We start from the raw sequence: 13055 nt of genomic DNA, 5'->3' as shown, positions 1-13055 counted from the left end.
CCATGACAAATCCGCTTCTCGACTTGGTTCGCCGCTATGCCGATGCGCATGCCGATGCGACCGGCCTGGCGCCGACCGCCATCCCGGGACTGGCGATCGCGCACGCGGTGTCACCCAGCGGGCTGATCCATGCGGTGTCCCGCCCGCTGGTGTGCCTGGTGCTGCAAGGCGCGAAAGAGGTCGCCATGGGACCACAAGTGCTTGCCTTTTCTGCCGGCGAGTCGCTGCTGATCACGGCGGACGTGCCAACCGTCAGCCAGATCACACGCGCCAGCCCGGCCAGCCCCTATCTTTCGCTGGTGCTTGAGCTTGACCGGACCATCATCGCTGACTTGGCGGCGCAGATGAACGGCGAACGCCGGGCACGCGGCGCGCTGGTGCAGGTCCACCCGACGGATTCGGAGACGGCTGAGGCAGCACTGCGGCTGATGCGCCTCGCTGGGCGCCCGACCACAGACCCGGTCCTGCACGCGATGCTGCTGCGGGAGTTGCATTACTGGCTGATGACGGGGCGGCACAGGGCTGCGATCCGCCGCCTCGGCTGGCCCGAGGGCAATGGCGAGCGGGTGGCGCGGGCGGTCGCCCTGTTGCGGGCGGAGTTCGCCCGGCCGCTGCCGATTGAGCGGCTGGCCGTCGTCGCCGGGATGAGCGTGTCGTCGTTCCACCGGCATTTCATGGCCGTGACGTCGCTGTCGCCGCTTCAGTTCCAGAAGCAGCTGCGCCTGATCGAGGCGCGCCGGCTGATGGCGTCCGAAGGGCAATCCGCTAGCCGCGCCGCCATCACGGTCGGCTACGAGAGCGTCACCCAGTTCACCCGGGAATACGGCCGCATGTTTGGCCTCTCACCTGTCCGGGACGCCGGGTTGGCGAGGATCGAGGCGCGTGCTGCAGCCTGAGCGCCGCCCGCTGCCGCCACCCCAGCCACCGGTGATGGCGCTGCATTCGCTGCCGATCACGTCGCTCTACAGCGGCACCAAGGCGTTCGTGCTGGCGTTCAGCCGGGGCATCCAAGAAGAATTGGCCGGGTCCGGAGTGCGGCTGCAGGTTGTCCTGCCGGCAAGCGTCGCCACCGAGTTCTACGACCAGGCCGGCATCCGGCTGTCCGCCTTCCACCCGGCTACCGTCATGACGGCGGAGGACATGGTGGACGCGGCCCTGGTCGGGTTCGACCGGGGCGAGGCGGTCACGCTGCGCTCGGTGCATGACCTCGCGCTATGGGACAGTTATGATGCGGCCCGCGCTGCCCTGTTTGGCGCGATGCAGAACGGTACATAGAGTTTCTCGATGATGTATAGTTCTGGTCACGTTGGAGCATACCGAAGTCACGCGGGCTTGTGGCTTAGGCACCGGTAGCAATTAGGTGTTCGACGACATCTAGATTGCCCACCGCAATCACAGCAACCCAGACCAGCCGCCGCCCTCACCGGACGAATACACGCCTTTACGCGCACACGTGCATTGATTGTGGGTCGAATTCTTCAAATCCCAATGCAATAATCTTGGGTATAGCCCACCAATGATTGCGACCAACGGCACCCATATTGCGGTTTGCTACAGCTATAATTCCAGGCCGCCTCATATCGCAAGAAGCCCGCCCAAATCCAGCCGACGCGTGTAAGCGACAATTGAGCCGTTCTCGTCGCGTGGCCAATCCTCGTCCGGCCTGTCCCAATAGAGTTCCAGGCCGTTGCCGTCGGGGTCAGCCAGATAGAGCGCCTCGCTCACGCCGTGGTCCGCCGCACCGTCGAGGGTGATGCCCGCAGCGTTCAGACGTCGGAGCGCGTCCGCCAGATCCGCCCGCGTAGGATACAGTATCGCCAGGTGGAACAGCCCGGTCGTCCCGGGCGCCGGCGGTCGGCCGCCACGGCTCTCCCAGGTATTCAGACCGATGTGGTGATGATAGCCGCCCGCCGAGATGAAGGCCGCCTGCGGGCCGAAGTGCTGCACCAGCTCGAACCCGAGCACGCCGACGTAGAACGCCAGCGAACGGCCCAGGTCCGCAACCTTGAGGTGGACGTGGCCGATCCTCGTCCCGGCGGCGATGGGCCGCGACGTACTTTTGTCACTTGCACCTAGGTTGGACTGAGACATGGGCGTGCTCCTTTGAAATCTGTTGAATGGGCCTCCCGGCCCGGTGGTTGGACCTAAGCGGCTTCCGACACCTGTCCCCGCGTCGCACGCCGGACAGCCGGCAGCACCTCGGCCGCGAGCAGCTCGATCGCAGTGGCGACCTTGCCGAACAGCAGGCCACCGATATCGATCTGCGCCATGAAGCGCTCGTGGCCGAACAGTTCGTGCTCGTAGAGGATCTTGTCCACGATCTGCTGCGGGCTGCCGACGAACAACGCGCCGCGCGGGCCGGCCAGCGCCTCGAAGTCGTCCCGCGACACCTGCCAGCCGCGGTCTCGGTTCGGCAGGTTGTGGCCCATGTAGCGCGCATAGTACGGGTAGAAGTCCTCACGAGCCCGCTGCGCGTCCTTGGCGACATGCAGGTGGCTCGAGATGCCGACCTTGAGATGCGAGGGATCATGTCCGGCCGCGAGGCCGCTGCGGCGATAAAGCTCGACGAATGGAACGAAGCGCGCAGGCTCGCCGCCGATGTTGGCAAGGTTCATCGGCAACCCGGCACGGCCCGCGCGCACGGCGCTTGCTGGCGTGCCGCCGGCACCGATCCAGACTGGCTGCTGCTGGCCCATCGGCCGTGGCGCAATCTCGGCCTCGTGCAACGCTGGGCGGAAGCGGCCAAGCCACGTCACGCGTTCGGTCTTGAACAGGTCGAGCAGGAGGCCGAGCTTCTCGTCGTAGAGCGCCTCGTAGTCGTCCAGCGCGTGGCCGAACAGCGGGAACGACTCGACGAAGGCGCCGCGGCCGACCATCAGTTCGGCCCGCCCCGAGGGAAGCAAGTCGACGGTTGCATGGTCCTCATGTCACGCTCGAAGTGGCTGCCTTTGAACGCGATCACCATCGTCTCCAGCTCCAAAACTGTCGCCCGTAGACATCACCCAGCCATTAAGCGAAATTCTGCAATAGAACCCGCCGCCTTGCAGCAGCGTTATCGCTTCACTGGCGGCCACCGATCGTCATAGGTTTTGGAACCACACGGCAACGGCTCCACTCACCAATGGAGTGCTACTGCAATTTTGCCGAAATGGCCGCCCCGCTGCATGAGGCTGTAAGCATCGGCCAGGTCGGCAAGCGCAAAGCTGCGGTCGATGGCGGGCTCTATGCGATGGGCGGCGATGGTGGCCACGGTGGCAGTGAGGTCAGCCACGGAGCCACCATTCGTTCCCTCGATGCGGAGACCGTTTGCAATAACCGACAACAGGTCCACCTCTGCAGTTGTGCCTCCTAGGAAACCAAGAGCGTATATCGTCCCGCCATAACGAACCGATTTGATGGAGCGGTTGAAATCGGCGCCGCCGACGGCCTCGATGACGAGGTCCGCTCCCACGCCGTCCGTGAGCCTCCTGACCGCAGCGTCCCATTCCGGCTGGTCGCGGTAGTTGACGGTCTCGTCGGCGCCGAGCGCCCGTGCACGTTCGAGCTTGTGATCCGAAGAAGACGTGATGATGACTCGCGCACCACGAGCCTTGGCAAGTTGCAACGCGAAGATCGACACACCGCCGGTTCCAAGCAGAACAACCGTTGAAGCCGGACCGACTGATGCAGCCTCCAGACCCTTCCAGGCGGCTATCCCTGCGCCTGGAGTTGCGGCGATCCCTTCCCAGCTCAGGTGATTGGGCATCTTGACGATACTCGCGGCCTCGAGTTCGGCAATCTCTATCAGCGAGCCATGTATGTTGACGCCGCGAGTCGTCTTTGCGATGGATGCGTTGCCCTCGCCTGCAGTCCAACGCGGCTTGGAATGCACGGCAACGCGATCCCCGACTGCGACCTGCCATACGTCGGGCCCTATCTGGATCACCTCACCCGCTCCATCCACGAGCGGCACGATCGGGTAGGTCACACCCGGATATTGACCGGTGGCGACCGCGACATCCATGAAGTTCATGCTGGCGGCTTTCATTCGCACCAGGACACGCCCCGGTCCGGGAGGCAAGGGATCCGGACGGTCAACTCGTCGGAACTGGCCAAGATCGGGTCCGGCAAGCTCGATAGCGTACATGGCACAGTCCTTCGTCGTGTCCCCGTCATATGAGCCAGGGAGGACACCGGTGGTATCGAGCCGGTTGTCAAGGTAGTGTTGAAAGCATGTCCATGCAGCCTGACACCGTGTCCCTGTCGCAGCTCCGCTGCTTTATAGCCGTGATCGATGCCCAATCATTTGTCAGCGCCGCCCGCCAACTGGCTCTGACGACCTCTGGTGTTTCGAAAACGATTTCGCGGCTTGAGGCGGGTTACGGGCTACGCCTGCTGCATCGCTCGACCCACTCGATTTCACCGACTGACGCTGGCGAGCAGTTGATCGGACCGGCACGCGCTGTGCTGAACGGAGCGGCGGATATCGACGCCATCCTTACGCACGCGAGTATGAGCGCTGCCACGGGAAGCGTCCGGATCGGTGCGCCTCCTGCCTTTATTCGCCGCCGCCTCGTGCCACTTCTACCGGCATTCATCGAACGGCATCCCGACATCGTTCTCGATCTACGGGCCAGTGACGTATTTGTCGATCTTGCAGAGGTCGGGCTTGATCTTGCGATCCGCAGTGGGCCGCTCCACGGCTTGCCTGGACACGTTCGATTGCCGTGGTTCGAATTCGACTGGGTCGCGTGTGGGTCGCCTAGCTACCTGGGACGGCGCGGGATGCCTGTGACTCCATCCGATCTTACCAGGCATGACCTGATCGGCTTCCGCAACACGCGAACAGGGCTCATTGAGCCCTGGCGGCTCCGCGCGGAAAGTTTTCCGCGATCACCAAATTGGCGTTTCATTACCGACGATGCCGAATCGGCCTTGCTGACCACCATGGAGGGCGCCGGAATCATGTGGGGGCCAAGGTGGCTGGCAGCCGACGCGCTTGCCTCAGGTATGGCGATCGAGGTCTTGCCGGACTGGCGTGGGAACAGGATGCCGATGTCCATCCTACGACGTGGGCAGAACCTGCTTCCAAACCGCGTACGAGCGGTGATGGACTTCCTTTTCAGTCAGGCTGCAGCCTTAGCGAAGCCAAATGGGCCATTGGAGCAGCATTCACCTGCGACGCTTTAACGGCAGCTTATCCTGGGTGCTCACCGCATACGGATTACCGGATCGCAAACGTTTGTTATCCTAACTATCGCCTGTCCGAACGGAATGTTCGGTTTGGGAACATCAGAAGAAGTGCCCGAGCGAACGCCAACGGTGCTAAGTTGCCGCCATACGAGAACGGCGGGTTCTGTTGCAGAATTTCGCTTAATGGCTGGGTGATGTCTACGGGCGACAGTTTTGGAGCTGGAGACGATGGTGATCGCGTTCAAAGGCAGCCACTTCGAGCGTGACATGATCTTGTGGGGTGTTCGCTGGTATGTGGCGTATCCGTTGAATTACCGCCTAGTCAAGGAGACGATGGGGGGCGTGGTGTAGAAGTCGACCACACGACGCTGCATCGCTGGGTGCTCAAGTATGTGCCGCTGTTGGAAAAGGCGTTCCTGGCGCGCAAGCGCCCGGTCAGTGGTAGCTGGCGGATGGATAAACCTACATACGGATCAAGGGCGTGTGGAAGTATCTGTATCGGGCGGTCGACAAGACGGGCGCCACGGTGGACTTCCTGCTGACCGCCAGGCGCGGCCGCAAGGCGGCGCTGCGCTTCTTGTTCAAGGCTGCGGCTCGGCATAGTGTTCCGAGGACGATCACCGTCGACAAGAGCGGCGCTAACACCGCGGCGATCGACAGCTACAACAGTGCGCACGACGCCGTGATCGAGACCCGCCAGGTTAAATACCTCAACAACATCGTCGAGCAGGACCACCGGGCGGTCAAACGAATGACCAGGCCGATGCTCGGCTTCAAGGGTTTCTGGTCGGCGGCGACCACGATCGCCGGTATCGAGATCATGCACATGATCCGCAAAGAACAGTTGCACTCCGCAGGAAAGTTGCGTCCAGCGCAGCAGTTCTACTCCCTCGCAAAATAGAAAGAACAGAGTTCCGGCCCATACTCAAGCACGCCGAAACTTCGCAACAGAACCGGAACCTCACCGAGCACCGAAAGTTTGAAGAGCGAGCTTCCCGTCGCCAGGACCGAAGCGCCGAGCGCCTTGAAGCCGCGCGCGAGTTCAAGGCCGATCCCGCTGGAGGCGCCGGAGATTAGCGCCTGCCGGTTACGGAACGAGAAGCTGCTCGTGACGGTGGAGAATGGCGTGTTCATCAGGCTGTATCCTTACCAGCAGGTGTATCCAGCATCGGCGACGACGATGCTGCCGGTCAGCAGGCTGGCCGCTTCGGAGGCCAGGAACAGCACGACTGAGGCGACTTCATCGGTGCGTCCGACCCGGCCCATCGGCGTGGCGTCCAGCCAGGCGTGCTTCAGGGTTTCATCCTGCATGCCGTAGCGGGTCATCGGCGTGTCGATGTAGGTCGGTGCCACCGCATTGACGCGCACCCCGCGTTTCGCCCATTCGGCGGCGAGTGACCGGGTGAGCTGGTGCACCGCCGCCTTGGACGCATTGTATGAAGCCTGTTCCTGCGGGCGGTTCACCACCAGGCCGGACATCGAGCCCATGTTGACGATGGCGCCGCGACCGCGTTCCAGCATGGCGCGCCCGAACGCCTGGCACGACCAGAACACCCCGTTCAGATTGATGTCGATGACCTGGCGCCACTGTTCGGCGGTGGCGACTTCGGCGGCCACGCCGCTGATGGCGATGCCGGCACAGCAGACTAGGATATCGACCCCACCGATCTCGCGTTCGATCGCGTCGGCGGCTGCCTGGAGTGCGTCGGGATCGACGACATCGACCAATCGCCAGGAAACATCCGCCCCCGATGCCGACAGGCTGGCAGCGCCTGAACGTGCCGCGTCCTCGTCGCGCTCGAGCAGCACGATGCGCGCGCCGGCCTCCGAAAGAGCTTCCGCGCAGGCAAGGCCGATCCCCCGGCCACCGCCGGTGATCACCGCGGTCCGGCCGGTCAGGTCGTATTTGTTCAGGTAGCGTGTCGACGCCAAGACATGGTCTCCGATCTAGTGGTTGGTTTGCGGGTCCGGACCGGCCGCTGCTTCTGCGGCTTCTGCGGCTTCCGCTGCCTCGAGCAGGGTCCAGTAGCGTTCGCTGTTGGTGTAGGCGTGGTCGAACACCGGACCGAGGCGCGCATAGGTCTCCATCCAGCGCGGATTGGGCTGGATTTCGCCGGTGAAGCGCACCAGTCGCGATGCCGCCGCCGGCAGGTCCGGATAGAGCCCGATCCCGGTGCCGGCCAGCATCGCGCAGCCGAGCACGCCGCTTTCCTCCGCCGCGGTGGTCAGGATCGGGCATCCGTACAGGCTGGCCTTGATCTCGAGCCAGAGCGGCGTTTTCGCTCCGCCGCCGGCGGCGATGACACGGTCCAGCCGGTTGCCGGCTGCTTCCATGATCCGCAGGTTGCGCGCCGCCGCGAAGGCGACCCCTTCCATGACCGCGCGGTGCAGGTGCCCGGCGCCATGGCCACTGGTGAGGCCGATGAACTGCGCCCGCGAGTTCGCGCGCTCGCCGAGCCGCTCGCCGTTCAGGTAAGGCAGGAACACCAGGCTGCCGGCGCCAGCCGGCACGCCGGCCGCGAGCGAGACGATCCGGTCGTATTCGTAATGGTTTTCATGCAACGCGCGCCTGGCCCAGCGCATTGCATCGCCGCCGGCATCCAGGATGGTGAAGGCGGACCAGTTCGGCAGCGCTCCGCGCACGTTGCTGATCACCGGATGCAGCACCGGTGCGGTCGTGCACAAGGTCAGCAATGTCGAGGTTCCGGTCACGTCGGATGCCAGCCCCGGCTCGATCACGCCCGACCCGAGCAGCGCCGCCGGATAGTCGCTGATCCCGACGACCACCGGCGTGCCCTCATGCAACCCGCTTTCCGCAGCCGCCTGCCGCGAGATCCCGGCCAGGACGTCGTACGGTTCACGGATCGGCGGCAACAGCTTCGGGTCCAGCCCCAGACGTTGCGCGAGCGCATCGCTCCAGGTTCCGTGCCCGACATCGAACAGATAGGTGCAGGAGGCTTCCGGTGCGTCGATCGCGACGGCACCGGTCAGCCTGAAATTGATCCAGTCCTTCGGGCTCAGGACCAGCGCGGTGCGTGCATACGCCTCCGGTCGGTGCGCCTTGAGCCATTGCAGCTTGAAGCCCCACCACGCGACCGAAGGCGGGTTGCCGGCGACCGGCAGCAGCGCTTCCCAGGGCTGCTCCTGCATGAACGTGTCGAGCAGCGTACGATTGCGCTTGTCGTTCCAGAGCGGCACGGCTTCGAGTGCCGGCTGACCGTTTCCATCCACCAGCACCGTCGCATGCATCTGTCCGCAGGCGCCGATCGCGGCGACACGCGCGGCGGCACCCGGCAGCATGTCCAGCACGCGCCGGATCACCGCGACGGCGCCGGTCCACCAATCGGCCGGCCGCTGTTCGGACCAGCCATAGTGCGGCACGATCTGCTCGTGTTCCGCAGCCGCGAACGCCAGCGTTTCCCCGGCCTCAGTCAGCAGGGCCGCCCGCACGCTGCCGGTGCCAACATCGATTGCCAGAAGTAGGTCGCGCTGCATTGGGGCGTTCATCAGGCTCGGCGCGGCCAGACTGAGGATTGCAGCAGCACCGCCACCAGGATGATGACGCCCTTGACCACTTCCTGATGATATCCCGGCACGTTCAGCAGGTTCATAATGTTGCCGATCACCCCCAGCGTCAGCACCCCAATCAAGGTATTCAGCGCCGTGCCGCGCCCGCCCATCAGGCTGGCGCCGCCGATCACCACTGCGGCGATCACATCGAGCTCCATGCCGATGCCGACCACCGGCGAGCCGACGCCGGAACGAGCGGTAATGATGATCCCAGCCAGCGCCGACAGCACGCCGGACACGACGTAAACCGAGAAGATCCTGGGTGTGACTCGGACGCCGGACAGTCGCACAGCCTCGCTGTTGGAGCCGATCGCGACAATCAGCCGGCCGTAGGCGGTCAGCCGCAGCACGAAGGCAGTGGCGCCGAACACCAACAGCATCAACACCACCGGCAGCGGGATGCCAAGCAGGCTGCCACGGTTGAAGCCATCACCGAGCCAGGCACCGTTGTCGGCCATGAAGATCGGACGGCCTTCCGATACGATCAGGGCCAGGCCGCGGGCGATTGTCATGCCGGCAAGCGTCACGACGAAGGACGGCATCCTGCGTACTGCCACGAAATATCCGGAAATCGTGCCGAGTGCGCCGCCGGCGGCGAGGCTGATCGGCACAGCTGTCCAGAGCGACATCGAGGTCAGCAGCGAGGCGCAGACGATGCTACCGAGGGCGGCCACAGAGCCGACCGAAAGGTCGATTCCGCCAGTCAGGATCACCAGCAGCATGCCCATCGAAATCACGCCCGTGCCGGCCACTTGGCGCAGCACGTTCTCGATGTTTCGGCTGCTCAAAAAACTGGTTGAGATAAAGCTCGCGACCAGCACCAACACCACGAAGATCGCGATCGTGCTGTAGTTGGCCGCGAACGATCGAAAATCGAACCGTCGCTTCGCGGTGCCCGGAGCAGTGGCTTCGAGACTATGAGTCGTGGCCATTCAGGCCTCCCTGGGTACAGATTCGGCGTGATCGGCACCAACATGGGCGGCACTACGCAAAGCGAGCTGCATGATTTTTGCTTCCGAATAGTCCTCGCGCGATAAAGCTCCGCTGATCCGGCCCCCGCTCATCACCAGCAGCCGATCCGAGGCGCCGATCACCTCGAGCAGATCGGATGAAATTAGGATGACACCCAGTCCGCTTGAAGCCATGGTTTCGATGAGCTGGTAGATCTCCGCGCGCGCACCAACATCGACGCCGCGGGTCGGTTCGTCGAGGATGACGATCCTGCAGCCGGCATCCAGCCACTTTGCCAGCACGACCTTCTGCTGGTTGCCGCCCGAGAGACTGCTGACCGGCATGTCGAGATTTCGCGCCCTGATCGTTGTGCGCCGGGCAATGTCGTCGACTGCGGTGCGTTCGGCGCCGCGACGCAGCATGCCGAGCCGATTGGTGAAGCGTGGCAACATCGTGAAGGTGACATTCTGCCGGATCGGCAGGGCCAGCACCAAGCCCTGTCCCTTTCGATCCTCCGGCACAAGGCCGATCCCGGCCGCCACGCCCTGGCGTGGGCTGCGTATCGTTACCTTGCGGCCGGCCACGCTCACGCTGCCGCTTTCCAGCCGATCAGCGCCGAAGATCGCTCGTGCCAGCTCAGTACGACCGCTGCCAATCAGCCCGGCGACTCCTAGTACCTCGCCGGCATGAAGCGTGAAGGAGACGTCCCTGACTAGTCCGGAGGCGTAAAGCCGCTCCACCCTTAGCAGTTCCTCGCCCTTGCTCCGAGCGACCTTCGGGAAAAGCTGCGAGGCTTCGCGTCCGACCATCAGCGAGATCAACCTGTGTTCGTCCATGTCCGCAATCGGATAGGTTCCAACGGTTCGGCCATCTTTTAGAACGGTGATTTGGTCGGAGATGCGAAAGATCTCGTCGAGACGGTGAGAGATGTAGACGACGCTGACGCCGCGACGCGACAGGCCCTTCACCACATCGAGAAGCCGCTCCACTTCCGGCGGTGCCAGCACCGCGGTCGGCTCATCCAGGATCAGGATTCGTACCTGTCGCGACATCGCTTTGGCGATCTCGACCGCCTGCTGGAAGGCGAGCGGCAGGTCGCCGACGATGGCACCGGGATCGATCGCGAAGCCGAGATCGTCCAGCAGCGCCCTGGCGCGCGCGCGCAGCGCACGTGCATTCACCAGGCGAGGCAGCGCACCCAGAAAGATGTTCTCCGCGACGGTTAGGTCCGGCGCCAGCGCCAGCTCCTGATAGATGATTCCAATGCCGAGCGCACGCGAGACGTGCGGCGAGGCGATGGTCACGCGCTCGCCGCCGATGCGGATTTCGCCGGTGGTCGCCTGATGCGCGCCGGCCAGAATTTTCATCAGGGTTGACTTGCCGGCGCCGTTCTCGCCCAGCAGCGCATGGACTTCGCCGGGCCTAACCCGGAACGAAACGTCGTCCAATGCACGTATGCCGCCGAACAGCTTGGAGATGCCTGTCATCTCGACGTCGACCGACCGCAGCTCCGGCGCATCGGTCGCCGCGTGCCCTATCCTAGCGCTGTTGACAGGCATCGTACCGCCTCGGGCTAGAACAGCGCGTCGGGCTTGTAGTATTGCGCAGCGTTAGCCTTAGTGATCGCCACCGGCGGCGTGAAGGTGATCTTGGCGATGCCAGGCGGCGTCTGCCCGTTGGCGACCTTCACCGCAAGGTCCGTCGCCATCTTGCCGATGACTGCCGGATCGTTCAGGCCGGTGGCGCCGTACTTGCCGTCCTGGATCAACTTTACCGCCTCCTTCTGGCCGTCGGCGGCGGCGAAGATCAGGATGTTCTTGTCCGCCTTGCCGGCATCCTGGATCGCCCGCATCGCGCCGAGCGCCATGCTGTCATTCTCGGCCAGGACCGCGTTGATATCGGGATGCGCGGTCATCAGGTCTTCCATCGCTTTGACGCCGCCTTCCTGTGTCCAGCCACCCCAGCCCTGGCCGACCACGCTGAAGCCGGCATGACCGACCTGACGCAACTGCGCTTCGATAATGCCGCTCATGACCCCGTCGCGCCGCGCCTCGCCGACCACGTTGCCCTGGTCGCCGCTGAGCAGGGCGATATGCAGGTCCTTGTCCTTGACCTGACCGATCAGCCAGTCGCCGATCAGCCTGCCGTTCTCGGCGTTGTCGGACTGGATCGTCGTCAACACCGGCGCCGACGGATCAATCGAGCTGTCGACGATGATCACAGGAACATGCGCCGACGCAGCCTCCTTAGTCACGCCGACTAAGCCCTTGGCATCTTTGGGATCCATGATGAGCACGTCGATGTTCTGCGACAGCATGTCCTCGACGTCGGATATCTGCTTGAGCATCGCGTTGTTGGCGTCGGCGGTGACGACCGTGGCACCTAGCACCTTGGCCTCCTTCAGCACCGCCGCCTGCAGCGCCGCGTAGTAGGGCGCGTTTTGCGTCAGCATCGACAGGCCAATCTTGATCGCCTTGGCCTGCGCTGGGGCAGCCGCGAGTGCTGCGACACCGGTCAGGACCGCTGCCACTAGGATCGGTTTCATAGATGGTGTTCTCCCTGTGGGGCATCGCCGGACCATCTCCGTAGCTTTGCCTCCTTACAAGGTAGCAAACACCAGTTTAACGGCCGCCTTACAAGCTATATTTGCGATTTTGCAGCGCAAAAAGAGCAAATTGTGGTTGATCTCCGAGACAAGCGCGTAATAGGACTACCGGAACATGTTGCGCTTGTACGTGTTGAAAGGCCTATCAATGTCGTCTCCTCTTCCTGCCGCCGTTCTTATTGCCCCTGGAACCGGCGAGATGACCGGCCGTACGCGCCGTTACGAAAAACGCTATGACGACCTAGACGGGCTGTTCCTGGATCAGGCGGCCTTCGCGGCCATCGCCGGCACGCGCGGGAGCGAGGTCGCATACCAAGTCGATGAGTTTCGCCCGTCCGACAATGCAGGCGACATCATCTTCGGCACTAGCACCTTGTATGCAGGCCGTGTCGGCACCGAGTTCATCTTCACACGTGGTCATATCCACGCCGTGAGTGATCGGCCTGAGATCTATTTTTGCCAGTCAGGTCACGGCATCATGCTGATGGAGCTTGCCGACGGCACCGTCCGGGTGGAGGAGATGACGCCGAACAGCGTCGTCTATGTGGCGCCGCACTGGATCCATCGCAGCGTCAATGTCGGCAGCGAGCCGCTAGTTACCCTCTTCTGCTATCCAGCCGACGCCGGCCAGGATTATGAGATCATCGCCCGTGCCGGCGGCATGCGGGACCTGATCGTCGACGACGGCGCAGGCGGCTGGAAACAGGTACCGAACCCGCGCTACCGCCCGCGTAATACGGCGCCTGGACATGTCTAA

At 63.7% G+C, this 13055-nt stretch carries 13 protein-coding genes and 1 pseudogene; 5 read left to right on the top strand and 9 right to left on the bottom strand.

All coding sequences use genetic code 11. The features are described from left to right. Positions 1-2: 2 nt before the first annotated feature. Both HN018_RS24405 and HN018_RS24400 read left to right on the top strand, forming a co-directional pair. Positions 3-896 carry an AraC family transcriptional regulator gene (locus HN018_RS24405; protein WP_171835363.1) on the top strand — a complete coding sequence of 298 codons (894 nt, stop codon included), beginning with the start codon at positions 3-5 and terminating at the stop codon, positions 894-896. After that, complete coding sequence (locus HN018_RS24400) at positions 883-1275, top strand: SDR family NAD(P)-dependent oxidoreductase (RefSeq protein ID WP_239479434.1); 393 nt, start codon at positions 883-885, stop codon at positions 1273-1275. Before HN018_RS24405 ends, HN018_RS24400 begins: the two co-directional genes overlap by 14 nt. 300 nt (positions 1276-1575) lie before the next feature. On the opposite strand, the gene HN018_RS24395 is transcribed toward HN018_RS24400, so the two are convergent. The 3 genes from HN018_RS24395 to HN018_RS24385 form a co-directional block, all read right to left on the bottom strand. After that, entirely contained in the window at positions 1576-2091 is a 516-nt protein-coding gene (locus HN018_RS24395) for a VOC family protein (protein ID WP_171835364.1), read from the bottom strand. A 53-nt stretch (positions 2092-2144) separates the two neighbouring features. Next, positions 2145-2903, bottom strand: coding sequence for an LLM class flavin-dependent oxidoreductase (locus HN018_RS24390; RefSeq protein ID WP_239479433.1), 759 nt, complete (start codon positions 2901-2903; stop codon positions 2145-2147). A gap of 212 nt (positions 2904-3115) precedes the next feature. Next, positions 3116-4126, bottom strand: coding sequence for a zinc-dependent alcohol dehydrogenase family protein (locus HN018_RS24385; protein WP_171835365.1), 1011 nt, complete (start codon positions 4124-4126; stop codon positions 3116-3118). Between the two features lie 92 nt (positions 4127-4218). Between HN018_RS24385 and HN018_RS24380 the strand changes: the two genes are divergently transcribed. Together HN018_RS24380 and HN018_RS24375 are read left to right on the top strand one after the other, a co-directional pair. Beyond that, positions 4219-5169 carry a LysR family transcriptional regulator gene (locus tag HN018_RS24380; protein WP_171835366.1) on the top strand — a complete coding sequence of 317 codons (951 nt, stop codon included), beginning with the start codon at positions 4219-4221 and terminating at the stop codon, positions 5167-5169. A 231-nt stretch (positions 5170-5400) separates the two neighbouring features. Next, a pseudogene (locus HN018_RS24375) lies at positions 5401-6073 on the top strand (IS6 family transposase). On the opposite strand, the gene HN018_RS24370 reads toward HN018_RS24375, so the two are convergent. From HN018_RS24370 to HN018_RS24345, 6 genes are all read right to left on the bottom strand, one after another. Further along, positions 6055-6306, bottom strand: a complete 252-nt coding sequence (locus HN018_RS24370) for an SDR family oxidoreductase (protein ID WP_171835367.1) — start codon at positions 6304-6306, stop codon at positions 6055-6057. The pseudogene HN018_RS24375 and the gene HN018_RS24370 overlap by 19 nt on opposite strands. Before the next feature lie 12 nt (positions 6307-6318). Next, positions 6319-7104, bottom strand: coding sequence for an SDR family NAD(P)-dependent oxidoreductase (locus HN018_RS24365; protein WP_171835368.1), 786 nt, complete (start codon positions 7102-7104; stop codon positions 6319-6321). A 15-nt stretch (positions 7105-7119) separates the two neighbouring features. Continuing rightward, a complete protein-coding gene (locus HN018_RS24360; RefSeq protein WP_239479432.1) occupies positions 7120-8679 on the bottom strand; it encodes a xylulokinase in 1560 nt (519 codons plus the stop codon). After that, a complete protein-coding gene (locus HN018_RS24355) occupies positions 8679-9674 on the bottom strand; it encodes an ABC transporter permease (RefSeq protein ID WP_171835369.1) in 996 nt (331 codons plus the stop codon). The genes HN018_RS24360 and HN018_RS24355 overlap by 1 nt, the downstream gene beginning before the upstream one ends. Next, a complete protein-coding gene (locus HN018_RS24350) occupies positions 9675-11180 on the bottom strand; it encodes a sugar ABC transporter ATP-binding protein (protein ID WP_239479446.1) in 1506 nt (501 codons plus the stop codon). It abuts the gene before it with no gap. Between the two features lie 86 nt (positions 11181-11266). Next, the gene (locus HN018_RS24345) at positions 11267-12238 is read right to left on the bottom strand and encodes a substrate-binding domain-containing protein (protein ID WP_171835371.1); all 972 of its coding nucleotides are present in this window, start codon (positions 12236-12238) and stop codon (positions 11267-11269) included. A gap of 259 nt (positions 12239-12497) precedes the next feature. On the opposite strand from HN018_RS24345, the gene HN018_RS24340 reads away from it, so the two are divergent. Beyond that, positions 12498-13055 carry a glucose-6-phosphate isomerase family protein gene (locus HN018_RS24340; protein WP_408886846.1) on the top strand — a complete coding sequence of 186 codons (558 nt, stop codon included), beginning with the start codon at positions 12498-12500 and terminating at the stop codon, positions 13053-13055.

The sequence above is a fragment of the Lichenicola cladoniae genome (genome assembly GCF_013201075.1).
Taxonomy (GTDB): domain Bacteria; phylum Pseudomonadota; class Alphaproteobacteria; order Acetobacterales; family Acetobacteraceae; genus Lichenicola; species Lichenicola cladoniae.
Note: the sequence above shows the minus strand (reverse complement) of the source record. Positions and strands in the feature narration are given on the sequence as shown.